This is a genomic window from Streptomyces sp. N35, from assembly GCF_016464295.1.
Taxonomy (GTDB): domain Bacteria; phylum Actinomycetota; class Actinomycetes; order Streptomycetales; family Streptomycetaceae; genus Streptomyces.
In genome coordinates this window covers 13,457-32,051 of sequence record NZ_JAEIMH010000086.1, presented here as the reverse complement: position 1 = coordinate 32,051, position 18,595 = coordinate 13,457, and the positions used below count along the sequence as shown (strand labels likewise).

Sequence of the window (18,595 nt, the reverse complement as noted above, 5' to 3'; positions counted from 1 at the left end):
GGGGGGCCTGGGCGGTGGGGCGGGGGGGGGGGGCCCCTGCGGGGGGCGGTTTTCCCCACCCCCCCCCTTCCCGAACCCGGGGCTCCGCCCCGGACCCCTTGGGTGGGCACCCGGCGGGGGCTTCACCCCCTGCACCCCCTCTTGGGGCTTCGCCCCTTGCCCCCGTATCGCGCTTAAGGCGCTCGTCCTCAAACGCCGGACGGGCTGAGGTTGGACGCTCCGTCAGGCGCACCAGGGGCAAGTGGGGCGCATCGGGCTCGGGGGAGGCGGGACGTGGGCAGAGGTACAGAGCGGGCTCGCACCCCACCAGACCGCAGCCGCACCGGCCCGTAGCCGACAGAGGGTTGGGCGCAAGCAGCTCGACTGGCCCGCAGTCAACTGTCCGGCAGCCGAAGGGGGTTGAAGTCGACCTGCCCCCACCGGGGCCAGTAGTCGCGCGACGACGGAAGGGTGCGGAGGGAGCACCCCACCGGCCGTCAGCCGCGCGACGGCGGACCGGGGGTTGAAGGTGCCCTGCCCCCACCGCCCGTACAGCCGCACGACGACGGACCGGGACGGGACGGGGAGCGCAACACCCCACCAGCCGTCGGTCGCGCGACAGCGGAACGAGGGCTGAAGGCGACCTGCCCCCACCGCCCGTACAGCCGCGCGCCAGCAGGACATTGAAGGCGTCCTGGCCCCACCGAGGCCGGTAGTCGCGCGACGACGGAAGAGGACGGGACGGAGGGCGGAACACCCCCCGGCCGTCAGTCGCGTACCGGCGGAAGGGGACGGTGTGGGGCGACGCGCGGACGAAGCGGCAGCCACGTCCGGTGGAAGACGCTGCCATCGAAGGCGGGACACCACACCGGCCGTCAGCCGCGCACCGGCGGACCAGGGCCATCGTGCGAGCGGAACACTCCACCGGCCGTCAGCCGCGTGACAGCCGACCGGGGCAACCATGCGAGCGGAACCCCCCACCGGCCGTCAGCCGCGTGACGGCGGACCGGGGCAACGGTGCGCGCGGAACACTCCACCGGCCGTCAGTCGCTGTACCGGCGTAAGGGGACGGGGTGGGGTGCATTGTCATTCGGGCACCCCCGTCGGAGACGGCAACCCTTCGCGGAAAGGGTGCCATTGCCCGAATGAGCAAGCACCCCACCCCGGCCCCGACCCACGACGAAACCGCACGCGCACAACGAACCGACCGAAAGCCGCACCCGAAGCAGCCCCCACAACGAAGCCACAGGCGCAGCACACACCCGGCCGACAGCCGCGCACGAAACAGAACCCCACGACGAAACCGCGGGCACAAACGCACCGGCCAGGAGAAGCAGATGAAGCAGACCCCCAACCCAGGGGGCCTGGGGGCGGAGCCACCAGCGGGGGTCCGGGGGCGGAGCCACCTGGGAGCTTCGGCGTCCAAGGGAGCCGGGGGCATAGCTACGGCGCCCCAAGGGAGCCGGCGGCGGAGTTACGGCGTCAGGATCCGTGGGGACAGTGCGCCGCACGGCAAGAGTTCCACCTCCGCACCCGCGTCCCGCAGATCCGTCAGAACCAGCTCGTCGTACATCAGCAACCCCGACTGCTCCGGCCAGACCACCGCCCACAGCCACAGCCCACGCGCCTCACCGGCGAAGACCGCACGGTCCGACGGAGTGTCCTTCACGTGCCAGAGCGGAGTGGGGCGGCCCGCCGCGTGCACCTTCGCCTGCGGCGGACGCGCAACGTCCATGTGCGGCCCGGGATCGGGCCCCGGAAGCCCGGCATACCGAGCACCCAGACCGATGCCGAGTTCCTCGGCGACCAGGATCAGCTCCCCGCTGCCGCCGAGCGGACCGGGCCCCGAGCACGCCACCGCCGTGGCACGCCCGCCACTGCGGTCGTCCCCCGCGCAGGCCACGCCCGAGAACAGCCAGCCGACCGGAAGCGGCCAGGGCATCCAGACCGGGACATGGGAGCGGTGCACGACGACGGAGAGCGCCTCGACACTCGGTGGCACCACGGGTTGCAGCGGATGCACGGTGCCATGCGCGTCACACTGCCAGGCATCGGCGAAAAGACCGGGAGCCCGCACCCGGCCACCACACTTCGGGCAACTGGGTTCGCCCCTCATAGCGCTCAACAGTCCTACCCGCCTGGCGCCGCGTCAAGGACGATCAGGATGTGTCGGCGGCGGGGCGTGGGGGCGCAGCCCCCACGAGCACCGAACAACAACCCCCAGCCAAACGAATGCAGCCCCCGCCTGGAGTGTGGGGGCTTGGGGGCGGCAGCCCCCAAAAAACACCAGCACCCAACCCCCCTCAGCCCAACCCCACCCCCCTCAGCCCAACCCCACCGCCCCCCGCACCGGATCCCGCAGATCCGTCCCCTCCGACAGCCACCGCTCCTCCAGAGCCGCCGCCCCATGCACCCGCTTCCACGCCGCCTCGTTCGGCGTCATCGGCAGAAGCGGCAGAAAGTGCACCGGGTCCATCGGCTCGTCCAGCTCCAAGTCCTCGACCAGACCGCCCGGTTCAGCCACCAGGACAGAGGTGAACGGGGCGCCGGGCCACAGCGGTTCACCCGTGTCGAGCGAGGCGCCGGGAGCCACCACCACACCCTCGACCTGCGGAGAGGCCGCCAGGACGGCCAGCGCACGGAGCACCTTGTCGGTGTCGGCGCGCCCTGCCCGTACCGAAAGAACGAGCTCCGCGCGAGGCCCCCGCACCGGGTCCGCCAACGCGGCCGCGGGATCCGTCATCGGGGTGGCGGACATGCCAAGCGTCGCATAGCGGACCACATCGCCGTCGGTGAAGCGGAGCACCTCGATACGGTCCGTGCCGAGGAAGGTGACCGACGCGCGCGCGTCCGGTTCGCCCAGCGCCATACGCAGCCGGGCTTCGACGAGAGCCAGTACATCTGCCATCCCGCGAGCATAGATCTCGTATGGGAAAGGCAAAGCAGGGCAGGGCACTTCAGTCGGCTGATAGGGTTGGCGGCTGGTCAGGGCATCGTGTTGACAGCCACACTGAGTCAGCACGAGAAGGCCCGGCAGACGGCTTTCCCCCACGGGGGCCCGGCGCGAGGAGGTGGGACTGATGGATCGAAGTCGACCGTGCAGTACCACCCGTTCTTCCGCCAGGTAACTGCCTTTCACTCGGGGCTTCCCGTACCCCGCCCGCAGCCGGGCAAACTCCGGACACCAGGCATCCGCACGACGGAAGAGCGTCTCGGTCCCTCCCCCGCTCCCGACCTCGCTCGAGCAGGGGTACCCGCAAGATCCCGTGCTTGATCTGTCCCAGTGGTGAGAGTGCCGGCAGCGATGCACGGTGCCGCCCGCTTTGCGGATGTCCGCGGAAGAACGTCGGACGTCCCCATTCCGGGCTGTGCCACCGCCCGCACCGGCAGTCGCGCCTCGAAGGAGCCTGCCATGTCGATGATCCGTGACCTGCGTGCCGCCGTCCGCCCCCAGCTCCGCAAGACCCCGAGCGGCCCGGCGTACGACACCACGCGCGACCCGTCCGCCCTGAGCGCCGTGGTCGACTGCGCGGTCTACCGCGACGGCCGTCGCGTCAAGAGCGACGAGTCGATGACGCCGCACGAGGCGATGCTGCTCGTACGGCGCGACGGCGGCTTCGCCTGGATCGGTCTGCACGAGCCCACCGAGACCGAATTCGCCGGTATCGCGGCCGAGTTCGGGCTGCACCCGCTCGCCGTGGAGGACGCGGTGCACGCGCACCAGCGGCCGAAGCTGGAGCGTTACGACGACACCCTGTTCACGGTGTTCAAGACGATCCATTACGTGGAGCACGCCGAACTCACCGCCACCAGCGAGGTGGTGGAGACCGGCGAGGTCATGTGCTTCACCGGCAAGGACTTCTTCATCACCGTCCGGCACGGCGGCCAGGGTTCGCTGCGGGGTCTGCGGCACCGGCTGCAGGACGACCCGGAGCTGCTCGCCAAGGGCCCCTCGGCGGTGCTGCACTCCATCGCCGACCACGTGGTGGACGGGTACATCGCCGTCGCCGACGCCGTGCAGAACGACATCGACGAGGTCGAGAGCGAGGTCTTCTCGCCGGACAGCAGGGGCCGTGCGCGCGGCAGCGACGCCGGGCGGATCTACCAACTCAAGCGCGAGGTCCTGGAGTTCAAGCGGGCGGTGTCGCCGCTGTGCCGGCCGATGCAGCTCCTGAGCGAGCGGCCGATGCGGCTGATCGACCCGGACATCCAGAACTACTTCCGTGACGTGGCCGACCACCTGGCCCGCGTCCAGGAGCAGGTGGTCGGCTTCGACGAGCTGCTCAACTCGATCCTGCAGGCCAACCTCGCGCAGGCGACCGTCGCGCAGAACGAGGACATGCGCAAGATCACCTCATGGGCGGCCATCATCGCCGTACCGACGATGATCTGCGGGGTGTACGGGATGAACTTCGACTACATGCCGGAGACCGACTGGCAATACGGCTACCCCATGGTGATGGCCGGGATCGCCGGGATCTGCTTCGTGATCCACCGCACCCTGAAGCGGAACGGGTGGCTGTAGTACGGGCCTTCGCACCCGTGGTACGGGCCTTCGCACCCCTCGCCTACCCTGCACGTATGACTGAGTCGCTGCTCGACGCCGCCCTCGCCGAGGAGGCCACCAAGAAGTCCGGTCTCATCTGGGTGCAGGGTTCGGGGCCCGCCCGCGCGCTGTGGCATGTGTGGACCGAGGGCGCCGCCCACCTCGTGGGCGACGGACCGGGCGAGCAGCCGCTGCCCGGCCTGACCGACGGGGGCCGTGCCCAGGTCACCGTGCGCAGCAAGGACAAGGGCGGGCGGCTCGTGGCCTGGGACGCCAAGGTGGTGGAGCTCGCGCCGCACTCGGCCGAGTGGGAGGCCGCCGTCGCCGAGCTCAAGGGCAAGCGGCTCAATGCGCCCGACAGTGAGCAGCTGACCGAGCGGTGGGCGCGCGAGTGCCGCGTACTGCGTCTGGAGTGGCAGGGCACGGACCGTGAGCTGCCCAGCGGGTCGCTGGCCGCGGCCCCGCTGCCGTCGCCGTACACCACGCGCCAGGAGATCCCGGCCGCGCTGCCGCGGCTGCTGTTCAAGCGGCGGAAGCGGACCTCGTAAGGAACGGCCGCAGGGGACCCGTACGGCAGAAGGTCAGCCAGTCGACTTCGGCAGCTGCTCGCCGAAGTCCACCATCTCGTTCTTCGCCGGCGCCTCGACCGTCACGCTCTGCCCCCAGTCGCTGAGCTTCAGCGTGCCCGCGCCTCCCGCGCGCACCAGACGCAGCGGATACGGCTCACCCTCCAGGGACACGTCGATCGTGCCGCCGTCCCCGTTGCCCGCGGCCAGCTGGATGGTGCGTACCGAGCCGACGGTGGAGCGGTCGCCCTTGCTGAGCTTGCCCGGCATGTCGAGCAGCATGTCGAGCAGATCGCCCTTGTCGGTGTAGGCGCGCAGCCGCTTGTACTTGGGGTCGTCCTCAGGGACCTTCACGTACTTGTCGGAGAGCTTGGACGGCTTGGCGGGCTTGTCGCCCTCCTTGAGCAGCGCGGCGTCGGCCTGCATGAAGACGTCGTCGCCGACGCGCAGCAGACGGAAGCTGACCCCGTTGTCGGTGATCTTCCCGGTGCCGCCGTCCGAGTTCAGCTTCATGTCGATCTTGTACGGCTGTCCCTTGACGACCAGATCGGCGTTCACGGTCACCGAGGCGACACTGTCGGCGGCGGCCCGAGCCTGACTGTGGATCTTGGCCGCCGAGAGGTCGGCCATCCCGTTGGTGCCCGCGTCGGGGTCCTCTGAACTGCAGCCCACCAGGCCCGTGATCCCGGCGAACAACCCCGCACTCAGCGCACCGACGACGGCGCTGCGGCGGGCACGGCCCAAGGCGATCACGGTCACGTGCGGCACTGCCTCTCGTCCGGGTTGTTTACCAGCAGTAGGGCAGCGTACCCGGGACCCGTACGCCGCTTGCAGACAGCCTTGCGGACGCCCCACCAGGGCGTTTCCAAACGGGGCGTACTAGCCTGAAGGCCGTATTGCCTGAGAATCGCCAGACAAGAGCCAGACAGCAGCCGACCCGTCCGCGCGAAGGAGACCGTATGCCGTCCGGCACCCCCCGGATCTTCGTCTCTCATCTGTCGGACACGGCCGTCTTCGATCCCAACGGCGACCAGGTCGGGCGCGTGCGCGACCTGGTCGCGATGCTGCGCGTGGGCAACCGTCCGCCGATCCTGCTCGGCCTCGTCGTCGAACTGTCCACACGGCGCCGGATCTTTCTGCCCATGACCCGCGTGACCGGTATCCAGGCAGGACAGGTCATCACGACCGGCGTGCTGAACGTACGACGCTTCGAGCAGCGGCCCACCGAACGCCTGGTCATCGGGGAACTGCTCGACCGCCGCGTACGTCTGGTCGATTCCGGTGAGGAGGTCACGGTGCTGGATGTGTCGGTGCAGCAGCTGCCGGCCCGCCGTGACTGGGAGATCGACCGGGTCTACGTACGCAAGGGCAAGGCCGGCACGTTTCGGCGGGCCAAGGGCGAGGCGCTGACGGTCGAGTGGTCGGCCGTCACCGGGTTCACGCTGGAGGAGCAGGGGCAGGGCGCGGAGTCGCTGCTCGCCACGTTCGAGCAGCTGCGCGCCGCCGACCTCGCCAACGTGCTGCACCACCTGTCCCCGAAGCGCCGTATCGAGGTGGCCGCGGCCCTCGACGACGACCGGCTCGCCGACGTCCTCGAGGAGCTGCCCGAGGACGACCAGATCGAGATCCTCGGCAAGCTCCAGGAGGAGCGCGCCGCCGACGTCCTCGAGGCGATGGACCCCGACGACGCGGCCGACCTGCTCTCCGAGCTGCCCGAGGACGAGCAGGAGAAGCTGCTCGAACTGATGCAGCCGCAGGACGCCGCCGACGTACGGCGGCTCATGGCGTACGAGGAGCGCACGGCCGGCGGTCTGATGACGACCGAGCCGATCGTGCTGCCGCCCGACGCGACCGTCGCCGACGCGCTCGCGCGGGTCCGCAACCCCGACCTCTCCCCCGCGCTCGCCGCGCAGGTCTACGTCTGCCGGCCGCCGGACCAGACGCCGACCGGCAAGTACCTCGGCACGATCCACTTCCAGCGGCTCCTTCGCGATCCCCCGTTCACGCTGGTCGGCGCGATGCTCGACAAGGATCTGCAGACGCTCTCACCGGATACCTCGCTGCCCGAGGTGACCAGTTTCTTCGCCACGTACGACATGGTCGCGGCGCCCGTCGTCGACGACAGCGGATCGCTGCTCGGCGCGGTCACCGTCGATGACGTGCTCGACCATCTGCTGCCGGACGACTGGCGCGAGAACGAGTTCCATTCGGCGGAGGTGAACCCGGTCCATGAGTGAGTACGGACTGACCGAGCGCGGCGAGGCCGCCACGAAGGAACGTGCGCTCGCCCGCGCCCGCGTGCGCCTCGACCAGCCGCGGCCGCCGCGGCGGCGGTATCTGCCCGAGGTGGATCCGGACGCGTTCGGACGGTTCTCGGAGAAGATCGCGCGCTTCCTGGGGACGGGCACCTTCCTGGTCTGGATGACGGTGCTCATCCTCGCCTGGGTGATCTGGAACATCGTGGTGCCCAAGCATCTGCGGTTCGACGAGTACCCGTTCATCTTCCTGACCCTGATGCTCTCGCTGCAGGCCTCGTACGCCGCTCCGCTGATCCTGCTCGCGCAGAACCGGCAGGACGACCGCGACCGGGTCAACCTGGAGCAGGACCGCAAGCAGAACGAGCGGTCCATCGCGGACACCGAGTACCTGACCCGCGAGATCGCCGCGCTGCGGATCGGTCTCGGCGAGGTGGCGACCCGGGACTGGATCCGGTCCGAACTGCAGGATCTGGTCAAGGAGATGGAGGAACGCAGAGCGCTGGAGCGCCATGTATTCCCGCTCTCCCCGGCCGAGCAGCGTGACGAAGACGACCGCTGAGTAGGCGTACGGACTGTCACCCGGTCGCCGTACCATCTCCGTATGGCTACCGACACGTATCCGACTGAGGAAGCGCTCCGCGAGGCGCTCTCCACGGTCAACGACCCCGAGATCAACCGGCCGATCACCGAGCTCGGCATGGTGAAATCCGTCGAGGTCGCTGAGGATGGCGCGGTGGCCGTCGCCATCTATCTCACGGTCTCCGGCTGCCCGATGCGCGAGACGATCACCTCCCGCGTGACCGAGGCGGTGCAGGCCGTCGAGGGCGTGACCTCCGTTGAGGTCGAGCTCGACGTGATGAGCGACGAGCAGCGCAAGGAGCTGGCGACCGCGCTGCGCGGCGGCACCGCCGAGCGCGAGGTCCCCTTCGCCAAGCCCGGCCCGCTGACCGGGGTGTACGGGGTGCCCCCGGGCAGGGGCGGCGTCGGCAGGTCCCGGGTGAGGGTGAACCTGGCGGCGGCGATGGCCGCCGACGGTCTCAAGGTCGGTGTCGTGGACGCCGACATCTACGGCCACTCGGTGCCCCGGATGCTGGGCGCGGACGGCAGTCCCACCCAGGTCGAGAACATGATCATGCCGCCGTCCGCGCACGGCGTGAAGGTCATCTCCATCGGCATGTTCACCCCGGGCAACGCACCCGTCGTATGGCGCGGCCCGATGCTCCACCGCGCGCTGCAGCAGTTCCTCGCGGACGTCTACTGGGGCGACCTCGACGTGCTGCTCCTGGACCTGCCGCCCGGCACCGGCGATATCGCGATCTCGGTCGCGCAGCTCGTGCCGAACGCCGAGATCCTCGTCGTCACCACCCCGCAGCAGGCCGCCGCCGAGGTCGCCGAGCGCGCGGGCTCCATCGCCGTGCAGACGCACCAGAAGATCGTCGGCGTCGTCGAGAACATGTCCGGCCTGCCCTGCCCGCACTGCGACGAGATGATCGACGTCTTCGGTACGGGCGGCGGCCAGGCGGTTGCCGAGGGCCTCACCAAGACGACGGGCGCCAATGTGCCCGTCCTCGGTGCGATCCCGATCGACGTACGGCTGCGCGAAGGCGGCGACGACGGCAAGCCGGTGGTCCTGTCCGACCCCGATTCGCCGGCGGGTGCGGCGCTGCGCGCCATCGCGGGCAAGCTGGGCGGGCGGCAGCGCGGTCTGTCGGGCATGTCGCTCGGGATCACGCCGCGCAACAAGTTCTGAGCGCCGCTTCGGTCACGTGATACGCGGATGGGGCGCCCCTCTTGGTGAGGGGCGCCCCATCCGCGTATCGCCGTGTCTGCCGTGACCGTGCGCTCAGCCCTCGTAGGCCCCGATGTCCTTGACCGCCGAGAAGCCGAGACCGTACGCGCTCATGCCGCGGCCGTACGCGCCCAGGTGGACGCCCTCCTGAGTGGATCCTGCGAGCACCCAGCCGAACTCGGACTCGCGGTAGTGGAACGAGGTCGGCACCCCGTCCACCGGCAGCGAGAGCGTCGACCAGTCGCTGCCGCCGAGGTCGTCGGCGAGCACCCAGGCCGTCTCGGTCTGCTGGTCCAGCCAGTCGTCGCGCAGGGTGTGGTCCATCTGCATCGGCCAGGTGAAGTTCAGGAGTCCGACGCCGGCGAGCCACGCGGCGGAGGAGACCGAGGTCGCCTCCATGACACCGGTGCCGTCCGCGCTGCGGCGCACCGGGCTGGCCGCGACCGTCACCACGACCGCGAAGCGCTCACGGTCGGCGCTCATGTCGGCGCGGACCGCGGGCTCGTCGCCGTGACCGATCGAGCCGTGCTCGACCGTGCCGTCCGCCGCGGCGCCGACCTGCATCAGCCAGCGTGGGCCCGTGAAGGCCTCGTCGAGTGCGTACCACGGGAACGGCGCAAGCAGATAGCCGTCGACCGTGCGCACTCCCGCCCGACTGGGCTGACTCGTCGTCTCCATCTACCGGCCGCCTCCTTCGTCCTGTTCGGTCCGGAGCGGCCCACCCCCCTCGGGCGTCCTGAAGTCCGGACAACACCTGAGGAGGATAGCCATACGGCTCGGCGGGGACGGTTTTGGCGGGGTCAGGTCGCGTCGGCGTCGAAGGGCGGACGTTCGTCCTGAGCCGGCTTCTTCTCCAGGTCGGGGCCCTTGGTGAGGCTGGTCTCGGCGCTCTTCGTGAGGCTGGTCTTGGTGCCGCCGGAGCTGCTCGGGCTCTCGCCCTCGCGGCTGTTCACGGCGTCCGTGACCTCGGCCATCTCCTTCTTGAGGTTGAAGCCGTTGCGGATCTCATCGATCCCGAGGTCGTCGCCGTGCTGGTCGAGCTGCTTGCGGACGAACTTCTTCGGGTTCAGGTCCTCGAACTCGAAGTCCTTGAACTCGGGGCCCAGTTCCTCACGGATGTCCTGCTTTGCACTCTCGGAGAATGCGCGGATCTTCCGAATGAAGGAGGAAACGTCCTGAATGACCTTGGGCAGCTTGTCCGGGCCGAAGATGAGCACGGCGAGAACCACGAGCGCGATCAGCTCGAGTCCGCCTATGTCGTTGAACACGTATCGCTCCTTGCCCTGTCCGCAGCCCCGGTGGCAGGTGGTCCGAAGACCGGTTCCCGGGCAGCTCTACGGTACCCGCCGATCCCTGGCGACCGGTACTGTCCGGTCGCCGGGATCAGCGATCAATCGTCGGACGTTTCGGTGAACAGTTGCCGCCCGGCCGCCGGCTCTCCGGACGGCTGCCGCGCCTTTCGCGTCTCAGTCGCCCGCCTCGCCGAGGGTCACCGAGAGCGTGCGCTCCTTGCCGTCGCGCTCGATCGTCAACTCCAGGCGGTCGCCGGGCTCATGGGCGCGGATCTTCACGATCAGCTCCTCGCCCGCGTGGATCCGCTGGCCGTCGACCTCCGTGACCACATCGCCGGACTTGATGCCCGCCTTGGCTCCCGGTCCGCCGGGCTTGACCGCGGGGCCACCGCCGGCGGCCTTCTCCGCGACCCGGGCGCCGTCGCCGGTGAACTCGGTGTCGAGCGTGACCTCGATCACCGGGTGCGTGGCCCGGCCCTCGTTGATCAGCTGCTCGGCGACCCGCTTGCCCGTATTGATCGGGATCGCGAAGCCGAGGCCGATCGAGCCCGCCTGGCCGCCCTCCGCACCGCCGCCGTCACCGGCCGAGCGGATCGCGCTGTTGATGCCGATCACGCGGGCCTTGGAGTCGACGAGCGGGCCGCCGGAGTTGCCGGGGTTGATGGGGGCGTCGGTCTGCAGGGCGTTCACATACGAGACATCGCTGCCGTCGGCCTCGCCGCCGGCCGTGATCGGACGCTCCTTGGCGCTGATGATCCCGGAGGTGACGGTGTTGGACAGGTCGAAGGGAGCGCCGATCGCCACGACGGGATCACCGACCTGGACGTTGTCGGAGTTGCCGAGCGGCAGCGGCTTGAGGCCCTTGACGTTGCTGACCTTGACCACCGCGAGGTCGTAACCGGCGTCCCGGCCCACGATCTTGGCGCTCGCGGTCTCGCCGCCGCTGAAGGTCACGGAGATCTCGCCGTCGCCGCCACCGGGGTCGACCACGTGGTTGTTGGTGAGGATGTGGCCCTTGCTGTCGAGCACGAAGCCGGTGCCGGTACCCGCGCCGTCGTCACCGCTGACGTGCAGGGTCACGACGCCGGGGAGCGCACTGGCCGCGATGCCGGCCACACTCTCGGGCGCGCGGTCCTTGGACTCCTCGCCGGCCTGGCCCAGCTCGACCTCGGTGACGCCGCCGTTGCGTTCGATGTACGCGCCGATCCCGCCGCCGATCCCGCCGGTGACCAGCGACAGCGCGACGGCCCCGAGGACGAGCAGCCCCTTGCGGGACTTCCGCTTGGGCGCCCCGGCACTCCCGTCGCTCTGCAGCAAGGGCTGCGAGGAACGCCAAGGGTCGTACGTGGCCCAGGGGTTGGGGGGTGCGGGCTGTTGGGCGGCTGGGGGGTGGGGGCTGTGGGCTTGGGCGCCGTGGGCTTGTGTGCCGTGGGCGGGGGTGCCGTTGGGTGGCGGGGTGTGGGCCGTGTGCGGGGGCGGGGTGGAGTGGCCGGGCGCGGGCTGGCCCTGTGTCGGCTGGCTCTGACCCTGTGTCGGGTGGCCGTGAGCCGGCGTCGGGTGGCCCGGGGCCGGGTGGCTCTGGCCCGATGCCGGGTGGCCTTGTGTCGGGTGGCCTTGTGTCGGGTGGCCCTGGCCCGATGCCGGGTGGCCTTGGCTCGGCATCGGCTGCGCCTGGGCGGGCTGCGGGTGGGCTCCGGCCTGAGGGTGGGGGTGTGCCGCGGTCCGGTGGGGCTGGGGTGCGCTCGGCTGCTGCGGTATCTGGGCGCCGTGTGGCTGCGGGGCGTGGGCTGCCGGGGCATGCGGCTGCGGGGCGTGGGCTGCCGGGGCATGCGGCTGCGGGACGTGGGCTGCCGGGACGGGGCCGGCGTGGGTCGGAGCGGCCGGCGCGGGGGCGCCTTGGGCCGGGGGTATCTGCGCGCCGGGTATCGGCCGCGGAGTCTGGGCACTCTGCGGATACGCGGCGGGCGCACCGTGCACCGGCGCCGCACCCTGCGGCACGACCGTGCCCTGCGCCGGAGTCGCCACGGGGTGCTGCACGGGCGGTGCGGGCGCCCAGGGGCCGGGGCCTCCGTAGGGCGGCGTGCTGTAGGGGTCGGGGTCGTGCAGCGGCCTCGGCCGGTCGGCCGGGACAGGTGCCGCGGATTCGGCGGAGACGGCGGGAGCGGGCACCCCGGCGTCGCCGGACACCGCGGGAGAAGGCGACACCGCAGGGTCGGCGTGAGGGGGCGACGCAGCAGGGTCGACGGGCGAGGGCGACACAGCGGGTTCGGCGGCGAAAGGTGCCGCAGCTTCGTCCGGGACCATGGACGCACCCGTCCCGGCTGTCCCGCCGGCACCACCGGAAACGGGCCCAACGGCCGTCTCCGCGCCAGGACTTACCCCGGCGCCACTGACCACCGCATCCTCGGAAACCGAGGCACCCGAGGCATCCGAGACACCCGAAGTAAGCGGGACATCCGCAGCAGCTGGAGCACTCAAGGTTCCCGGAGCATCCGAGACACCCGAAGCACCCGGAACCTCCGGAGCGCTCAACGGATAGTCCCCGTCCGAAGCAGCCCTCTCGCCCCCAGGCACCGCATCCCGCACCGCATCCTGGGCGGTATCCGCCGGCGCGGGCTCATCGGAACTCCGGGGCCGGCTCCACCACTTCCCCTGGGGCCGGGTGGGCTCCCCCTCGCCCATGCCTCTCCCCACGCAGCGTTCGGCGTCTCGTCCCGGCGCCCTCAGGCGCGGATCACACACGAGGTCCCCGGCCGACGCGGTCCACGGGAAGGAACCGCCGTACACGACATGTCCCTCGCCCCGGATCCGCCCCGCCAGGCGCAACCCCCAACAGGGATACCCACCTCTCGGCGGCGATCCCACCCGGGATTCAACCAGGTGCACCGGCGGGCGGTCAGCGGCAGGGTCAGCGGGCGGGCAGCGAAAGTCCGGCGACGGGGGACGGGCTCGGCGCGGCGGTCTCATCCGGCACGGCGCTCTGCCCCGGCACGGCGGAGCCCTCCCGGACGGGAGGCAGCGGTGAGTACGGAACGGTGGCGGCGACCGGACGTATCAGCGGAGGGAGCACCGAGGAGCGGTTGAGTATCGGGGAGGCGAGCGGCAGTTGCCGCTGTCCCGTCACGCCGGGCACACCCGGAGCGGACACCCCGGCAGAGGCGACCGGCGCGGCCAGCCTGCCCGGCGCCTGGGCGCCGACGCTCTGCGCACCGCCGCGCCGCCGGCTCGTGTCGGCCGCGGTGGCCGCACCCTGTGTGCGCTGCGGTGAGGCATTGGCCCGGCCCCGCGCCTCGGCGGTGTCGGCGGGCACTCCGGTGGAGACCCCGCCGAGCGCGACCGCGGCCCGCGAGACCGCTCGGGCGGCCGCGAAGGCGAGGCGCCGCCCGCGCGAGGCCGCCGCACGCTCGGCGCCGCTGCGGCCGACTTCGTGGATACGGAACCCGCCCGCGCGGTCTCCACCGGGCAGCATGCCGCCGCGGCCGCCGGACGGCGCGTACGAGAACGTGTCGGCGCGCAGCCCGAAGCCGCCGTCGTCGCGATTACCGAACACACCGTCGGCGAGCGGCCGGCCGAAGGGGTCGCCCTGGTCCGCGGAACCACCCGGGCCCCCTGGCTCGGACAGCCCTTGCAGCCGTGCGAGGAAACTCTCGGACGGCGGGGGCGGTGCGACCTCGGCGAAGAAGGTCTTCAGACGGCGCTGCGCATCGGCTTCGGCCTTGCACTTGGCGCAGGTCGCGAGATGGGCGAGGACCCGCTCGCGGGTGTCATGGCCCAGTTCGCCGTCCACCAGGGCGGCGAGCCGGTCTCCCAGATGCTGCTCGGCAAGATGCCGCTCGGCAGGGTTGAGCCGTGATCCACTCACGCGGTCGCGCCCCCTCCCCCCAGAGCCGGCACACCGACGACCGCGAGAGAACGGCGTTCGGCGCGGGCTTCGGGAGACCGGTGCTGCAGGGCCTTGCGGAGCTGCGAGCGGCCACGGTGGATCCGGCTGCGCACGGTGCCGAGCTTCACGCCGAGTGTCGCGGCGATCTCCTCGTACGAGAGTCCTTCGATGTCGCACAGGACGACCGCGGCGCGGAATTCGGGCGCGAGCGTGTCGAGGGCCTGCTGGACGTCCGCGTCGAAGTGCGTGTCGTTGAAGACCTGCTGCGGACCGAGCTCGCGGCTGGGCAGCCGCTCGGCCGCGTCGTCGCCGAGCGAGTCGAAGCGGATGCGCTGCCGTCGGCGGACCATGTCCAGGAACAGATTGGTGGTGATGCGGTGCAGCCAACCCTCGAAAGTGCCGGGCGTATAGGTGGACAGCGAGCGGAAGACGCGCACGAAGACTTCCTGGGTGAGGTCCTCGGCGTCGTGCTGGTTGCCCGTCAGGCGATAGGCGAGGCGGTAGACGCGTCCGCTGTGCGTGCTGACGATCTCCTCCCAGCTGGGCGGAGTCCACGCCTGGGATTCCGCATCGGCGGCAAAGGTCGCGGTCTGTGCGGAAACGGCGGAGTGGTCAGCAGTGTCGGTCACGGATTTCGGCTCGCCCGCCGACCTGAGGAAGCGGCGCTTGATTCGCGCCATCGTTCCGAGGTCACCGGTCGTAGCCGCACCTCCCCTGTCGGCTCTGGTGGTGTCCAGTGGAGCCCCTACCATAGCCACCTCGCCTGTTAGCTCAGGATAAGAGTCTTTACGAGAATTTGAAGATCGTGGAGAAGATCGCGGACGGGTTCGCCCCGGCCGTTCGTACGCTTCGTCCCCCAGGTCCATTTCATTCCCCCCGTCCTGCGGCACCGGAACTTCCCGAGGGGCCCCCTCGCCCCCGCACCTGCCCGTACACCGCTTTCAACGCCCAGCCCCATCAGCAGGTTCCCGGCCCAGCGGATACAGTCACGGCCAGATACATACGGGGAGACAGGAGAGGGTCATTACCGGCAACCGGCAGCCGACTTCGGCTTTTGCCGACGCTTTCGTCGCGGAGGACGAGGCGCTGCTCTGGGCGCGCGAGCGCGCGCGCGAGGCGGGGCTGCGTGCGGTGTCTCCCGCGACGGGCGCCGCGCTGCGGATGCTGGCCGCCACGGTCGGCGCCAAATCGGTGGCCGAAATCGGTACCGGCACCGGTGTGTCCGGAATCCACCTCCTGGGCGGCATGCGCCTCGACGGGGTCCTGACCACGGTCGACCCCGAGCCCGAGCGCCAGCAGTTCGCCCGTACCGCACTGCGCGCGGCCGGCTTCGCGAGCAACCGCGCGCGGTTCATCCCGGGGCGCGCGCTCGACGTACTGCCGCGGCTCGCGGACAGCGGATACGACCTGGTCTTCTGCGACGGCGACCGCACCGAGTCCCTGGACTACCTCGCTGAATCGTTGCGCCTGCTGCGGCCCGGCGGCCTCGTCGTGTTCGAGGGCGTCTTCGCCGACGGGCGCACCGTCGACTCGGGACCCCAGCCGGTCGAGGTCCTCCGGCTGCGGGAGCTGCTGCGGACCGTACGGGAGAGCCCGGAGCTGGTGCCCTCGGTGCTGCCGGTGGGCGACGGGCTGCTGTGCGCGGTGAAGCGGGCAGTCGCGACGGGCTGAGCCGCCTTCTCGGGGCGAGCTGACGTGCCTTGGGTGCCTTGGGGGCTGCGCCCCCACACCCCGCCCGCCGCCCCTGCCCCAACAACACCGCCCCGGCCCTTGTTAGTGTGCCGGGGCGGTGAAAATGGTGGACGTTACGTCAGCCGACGACCTTCTTCAGGGCGTCGCCGAGCGCATCGGCCTCATCGGGAGTCAGCTCGACGACAAGTCGCCCTCCGCCTTCGAGCGGAACGCGCATGACGATGCCCCGCCCCTCCTTGGTCACCTCGAGCGGGCCGTCGCCCGTTCGCGGCTTCATGGCCGCCATGCTCGTTCCCCTTCCTGAAACCAGCTCACGCAGCCGACAACCCAGGTGTCACCGGCATCGAACACATTGCTTCCAAGCCATTATCCCGCATCAACAGACCCGATGACCAACATCAGTCGGCATCGCTTGCGCAACGCGCTCGAGCAAAACCACTCAATTCGGCGATGTGACTGCGATACTGCTCCGCTTCCCGCCCCTCGGCGGACGTGAATTCTTTGACGCACGTCACATGCCGGGACCCATACCCCGGGTGATCCGTCTGGGCCATGCTGTCCCTGACGCATGCGCCGTGACGGTGCGTGCGCGTTTACCTGTTCATACGTAACGAGGGGACGGACCTCCATGGCCGACACCGTGCTCTACGAGGTGGGCGACGGGCTCGCCACGATCACGCTGAACCGTCCCGAGGCGATGAACGCGATGAACACGGAGGCGAAGGTCGCGCTGCGCGATGCCGTGCAGGCAGCGGCCGCGGACCCCTCCGTGCGGGCCGTACTTCTCACCGCGACCGGGCGTGCCTTCTGTGTGGGCCAGGATCTGAAGGAGCACATCGGGTCGCTCACGGCCGACCGCGAGTCGGGCAGCGGGCAGACGATGTCGACGGTGCGTGAGCACTACAACCCGATCGTGCGGGCGCTCACCGAGATGCCCAAGCCGGTCGTGGCGGGGGTGAACGGGGTCGCGGCGGGGGCCGGATTCGGCTTCGCGCTCGCGGCGGACTACCGGATCGTGGCGGAGACCGCATCCTTCAACACCTCGTTCGCGGGTGTCGCCCTGACCGCCGACTCGGGGGTCTCCTGGACGCTGCCGAAACTGATCGGGCCCGGGCGCGCCGCGGATCTGCTGCTCTTCCCTCGTACGGTGAAGGCGCAGGAGGCGTACGAGCTGGGGATCGCGAACCGGCTGGTGCCGGCCGATTCGCTGGCGGCGGAGGCGGAGACGGTCGCGCGGACCCTGGCCTCCGGGCCGACGGTCGCCTATGCGGCGCTCAAGGAGTCCCTGGCCTTCGCGGCCTCGCACTCCCTGGCCGAGACGCTGGAGAAGGAGGACGAGCTCCAGACGCGGGCGGGCGCGTCGGAGGATCACGCCATCGCGGTACGGGCGTTCATCGCCAAGGAGAAGCCCGAGTATCTGGGGCGGTAGGGGCGCCGGGCGGGCCGGGGGTTCCGGTCCGGCCGGGTGGACGGTGGGTCAGGTCCGGCCGCGTGGACGGTGAGTCAGCCCCGGCCGCGTGGACGGTGAGTCAGCCCCGGCCGGGTGGACGGTGGGTCAGGTCCGGCCGCGTGCCACGCAGTCCGCCAGGTGGTCGTCCACCAGGCCGCATGCCTGCATGAGTGCGTACGCCGTCGTCGGTCCCACGAAGCGCAGGCCCCGCTTCTTCAGCGCCTTGGACAGGGCCGTCGACTCGTCCGTGATCGCGGGTACGTCCGCCAGGGTGCGCGGGGTCTTGCGCGCGGCCGGGTCCGGGGCGAAGGACCAGATGAACTCGTCAAGTTCGCCAGGGGACCAGTCCGCGAGGACCCGTGCGTTGGCAAGCGTGGCCTCGATCTTGGCGCGGTTGCGGATGATGCCCGCGTCCGCGAGGAGCCGCTGCGCGTCCGCGTCCGTGAAGGCCGCGACCGCCTCGATCCGGAAGTCGGCGAAGGCCTTACGGAAGGTGTCGCGGCGGCGCAGGATCGTGATCCAGGACAGGCCCGACTGGAAGGCCTCCAGGCTCAGGCGTTCGTAGAGCGCGTCGTCGCCGTGGACCGGGCGGCCCCACTCCTCGTCGTGGTACGCCACGTAGTCGTCGGTCGACAGGGCCCAGGGGCAGCGCAGCGCGCCGTCCGGGCCGGCCAGTGCGCCGCTCAATGCCTCGGTCCTTCCGGGGAGTCGGGGCCGCCGGCCGGCGGGCTCCACGGGTCGAAGTCGTCGTCCTCGTCCGCCCGGGCCGCTCCCGCTTCCTCAGGACGCGTCCACACGGCTGCCGCGGGCTCCGGCGGCTCCGGCTACACGGCTGCCGCGGGCTCCGGCGGCTCCGGCTCCGCGGACGCCTCGGCCACCACGGCCGTGGCCCCCGTCGCATAGCTCTGCGGCGCCTTGTCGAAGAGTCCCGGGCCTGCCGGGGGAGCCGCCTGGACGCCGGCGAGCGAGCGTTCCAGCTGGGCGATGCGCGCGTCCCGCTCCGCGAGTTCGGCGCCGAGGCGGGACAGGGCGTCGTCCACGTCGGCCATGCGGTAGCCGCGGACGGCCGTCGGCAGGCGCAGGGCCTCGACGTCGGCGCGGCCGAGGGGGCGGGCCGCGGGCAGCGGGTCGGCGAGGTAC

The 18,595-nt window shown here is 71.0% G+C and carries 18 protein-coding genes; 7 read left to right on the top strand and 11 right to left on the bottom strand.

The window, feature by feature from the left end; genetic code table 11:
- Nucleotides 1–1,453: 1,453 nt before the first annotated feature.
- Nucleotides 1,454–2,095, bottom strand: a complete 642-nt coding sequence (locus JAO81_RS33955) for a DUF6758 family protein (protein WP_199551826.1) — start codon at nucleotides 2,093–2,095, stop codon at nucleotides 1,454–1,456.
- Nucleotides 2,096–2,302: 207 nt separating this feature from the next.
- Nucleotides 2,303–2,887, bottom strand: a complete 585-nt coding sequence (locus tag JAO81_RS33950) for a suppressor of fused domain protein (RefSeq protein WP_199551825.1) — start codon at nucleotides 2,885–2,887, stop codon at nucleotides 2,303–2,305.
- Between the two features lie 504 nt (nucleotides 2,888–3,391).
- Between JAO81_RS33950 and JAO81_RS33945 the strand changes: the two genes are divergently transcribed.
- Together JAO81_RS33945 and JAO81_RS33940 are read left to right on the top strand one after the other, a co-directional pair.
- Complete coding sequence (locus tag JAO81_RS33945) at nucleotides 3,392–4,504, top strand: magnesium and cobalt transport protein CorA (protein ID WP_199551824.1); 1,113 nt, start codon at nucleotides 3,392–3,394, stop codon at nucleotides 4,502–4,504.
- A 56-nt stretch (nucleotides 4,505–4,560) separates the two neighbouring features.
- Complete coding sequence (locus tag JAO81_RS33940; RefSeq protein ID WP_199551823.1) at nucleotides 4,561–5,073, top strand: hypothetical protein; 513 nt, start codon at nucleotides 4,561–4,563, stop codon at nucleotides 5,071–5,073.
- Between the two features lie 33 nt (nucleotides 5,074–5,106).
- Here JAO81_RS33940 and JAO81_RS33935 read toward each other — a convergent pair whose 3' ends face one another.
- A complete protein-coding gene (locus JAO81_RS33935; protein ID WP_199551822.1) occupies nucleotides 5,107–5,850 on the bottom strand; it encodes a hypothetical protein in 744 nt (247 codons plus the stop codon).
- A 200-nt stretch (nucleotides 5,851–6,050) separates the two neighbouring features.
- On the opposite strand from JAO81_RS33935, the gene JAO81_RS33930 reads away from it, so the two are divergent.
- From JAO81_RS33930 to JAO81_RS33920, 3 genes are read left to right on the top strand one after another with little or no spacing between them, the layout of a single operon-like run.
- Complete coding sequence (locus tag JAO81_RS33930) at nucleotides 6,051–7,328, top strand: magnesium transporter MgtE N-terminal domain-containing protein (protein ID WP_199551821.1); 1,278 nt, start codon at nucleotides 6,051–6,053, stop codon at nucleotides 7,326–7,328.
- Nucleotides 7,321–7,908 carry a DUF1003 domain-containing protein gene (locus tag JAO81_RS33925; protein WP_165336504.1) on the top strand — a complete coding sequence of 196 codons (588 nt, stop codon included), beginning with the start codon at nucleotides 7,321–7,323 and terminating at the stop codon, nucleotides 7,906–7,908. Before JAO81_RS33930 ends, JAO81_RS33925 begins: the two co-directional genes overlap by 8 nt.
- A 42-nt stretch (nucleotides 7,909–7,950) precedes the next feature.
- Complete coding sequence (locus tag JAO81_RS33920) at nucleotides 7,951–9,099, top strand: Mrp/NBP35 family ATP-binding protein (RefSeq protein WP_199551820.1); 1,149 nt, start codon at nucleotides 7,951–7,953, stop codon at nucleotides 9,097–9,099.
- 93 nt (nucleotides 9,100–9,192) lie between these two features.
- On the opposite strand, the gene JAO81_RS33915 is transcribed toward JAO81_RS33920, so the two are convergent.
- The 5 genes from JAO81_RS33915 to sigE all read right to left on the bottom strand — a co-directional run bounded on the left by JAO81_RS33915 (nucleotide 9,193) and on the right by sigE (nucleotide 14,984).
- Nucleotides 9,193–9,816: a hypothetical protein gene (locus JAO81_RS33915; RefSeq protein ID WP_199551819.1), complete on the bottom strand. Its 624-nt coding sequence runs from the start codon at nucleotides 9,814–9,816 to the stop codon at nucleotides 9,193–9,195.
- Between the two features lie 122 nt (nucleotides 9,817–9,938).
- Complete coding sequence (locus tag JAO81_RS33910) at nucleotides 9,939–10,406, bottom strand: sec-independent translocase (RefSeq protein WP_199551818.1); 468 nt, start codon at nucleotides 10,404–10,406, stop codon at nucleotides 9,939–9,941.
- Between the two features lie 198 nt (nucleotides 10,407–10,604).
- The gene (locus JAO81_RS44120) at nucleotides 10,605–11,747 is read right to left on the bottom strand and encodes a S1C family serine protease (protein ID WP_374194387.1); all 1,143 of its coding nucleotides are present in this window, start codon (nucleotides 11,745–11,747) and stop codon (nucleotides 10,605–10,607) included.
- A 1,591-nt stretch (nucleotides 11,748–13,338) separates the two neighbouring features.
- On the bottom strand, nucleotides 13,339–14,292 hold the full coding sequence (locus JAO81_RS33900; protein ID WP_199551816.1) for an anti-sigma factor: 954 nt from the start codon (nucleotides 14,290–14,292) through the stop codon (nucleotides 13,339–13,341).
- Nucleotides 14,289–14,984 carry an RNA polymerase sigma factor SigE gene (gene sigE, locus JAO81_RS33895; protein WP_199551836.1) on the bottom strand — a complete coding sequence of 232 codons (696 nt, stop codon included), beginning with the start codon at nucleotides 14,982–14,984 and terminating at the stop codon, nucleotides 14,289–14,291. Before sigE ends, JAO81_RS33900 begins: the two co-directional genes overlap by 4 nt.
- 325 nt (nucleotides 14,985–15,309) lie before the next feature.
- On the opposite strand from sigE, the gene JAO81_RS33890 reads away from it, so the two are divergent.
- Nucleotides 15,310–15,984, top strand: a complete 675-nt coding sequence (locus tag JAO81_RS33890; RefSeq protein WP_199551835.1) for an O-methyltransferase — start codon at nucleotides 15,310–15,312, stop codon at nucleotides 15,982–15,984.
- Between the two features lie 139 nt (nucleotides 15,985–16,123).
- On the opposite strand, the gene JAO81_RS33885 is transcribed toward JAO81_RS33890, so the two are convergent.
- Complete coding sequence (locus tag JAO81_RS33885; RefSeq protein ID WP_003966491.1) at nucleotides 16,124–16,291, bottom strand: DUF3117 domain-containing protein; 168 nt, start codon at nucleotides 16,289–16,291, stop codon at nucleotides 16,124–16,126.
- Between the two features lie 342 nt (nucleotides 16,292–16,633).
- On the opposite strand from JAO81_RS33885, the gene JAO81_RS33880 reads away from it, so the two are divergent.
- A complete protein-coding gene (locus JAO81_RS33880; RefSeq protein WP_199551815.1) occupies nucleotides 16,634–17,434 on the top strand; it encodes an enoyl-CoA hydratase/isomerase family protein in 801 nt (266 codons plus the stop codon).
- A gap of 126 nt (nucleotides 17,435–17,560) precedes the next feature.
- Here the strand turns inward: JAO81_RS33880 and JAO81_RS33875 are convergent, their stop codons facing one another.
- Nucleotides 17,561–18,142: a DNA-3-methyladenine glycosylase I gene (locus tag JAO81_RS33875; protein ID WP_199551814.1), complete on the bottom strand. Its 582-nt coding sequence runs from the start codon at nucleotides 18,140–18,142 to the stop codon at nucleotides 17,561–17,563.
- 137 nt (nucleotides 18,143–18,279) lie between these two features.
- Nucleotides 18,280–18,595: DivIVA domain-containing protein (locus tag JAO81_RS33870; RefSeq protein WP_233416309.1), on the bottom strand; the 316-nt coding region annotated here is incomplete at its 5' end.

Coding starts and splice junctions, on each gene's coding strand:
- JAO81_RS33885 (WP_003966491.1), bottom strand. CDS start 16,291: ATGGCGGCCATGAAGCCGCGAACGGGCGACGGCCCGCTCGAGGTGACC.
- JAO81_RS33945 (WP_199551824.1), top strand. CDS start 3,392: ATGTCGATGATCCGTGACCTGCGTGCCGCCGTCCGCCCCCAGCTCCGC.
- JAO81_RS33925 (WP_165336504.1), top strand. CDS start 7,321: ATGAGTGAGTACGGACTGACCGAGCGCGGCGAGGCCGCCACGAAGGAA.
- JAO81_RS33920 (WP_199551820.1), top strand. CDS start 7,951: ATGGCTACCGACACGTATCCGACTGAGGAAGCGCTCCGCGAGGCGCTC.
- JAO81_RS33955 (WP_199551826.1), bottom strand. CDS start 2,095: ATGAGGGGCGAACCCAGTTGCCCGAAGTGTGGTGGCCGGGTGCGGGCT.
- JAO81_RS33915 (WP_199551819.1), bottom strand. CDS start 9,816: ATGGAGACGACGAGTCAGCCCAGTCGGGCGGGAGTGCGCACGGTCGAC.
- JAO81_RS33950 (WP_199551825.1), bottom strand. CDS start 2,887: ATGGCAGATGTACTGGCTCTCGTCGAAGCCCGGCTGCGTATGGCGCTG.
- JAO81_RS33880 (WP_199551815.1), top strand. CDS start 16,634: ATGGCCGACACCGTGCTCTACGAGGTGGGCGACGGGCTCGCCACGATC.
- JAO81_RS33930 (WP_199551821.1), top strand. CDS start 6,051: ATGCCGTCCGGCACCCCCCGGATCTTCGTCTCTCATCTGTCGGACACG.
- JAO81_RS33940 (WP_199551823.1), top strand. CDS start 4,561: ATGACTGAGTCGCTGCTCGACGCCGCCCTCGCCGAGGAGGCCACCAAG.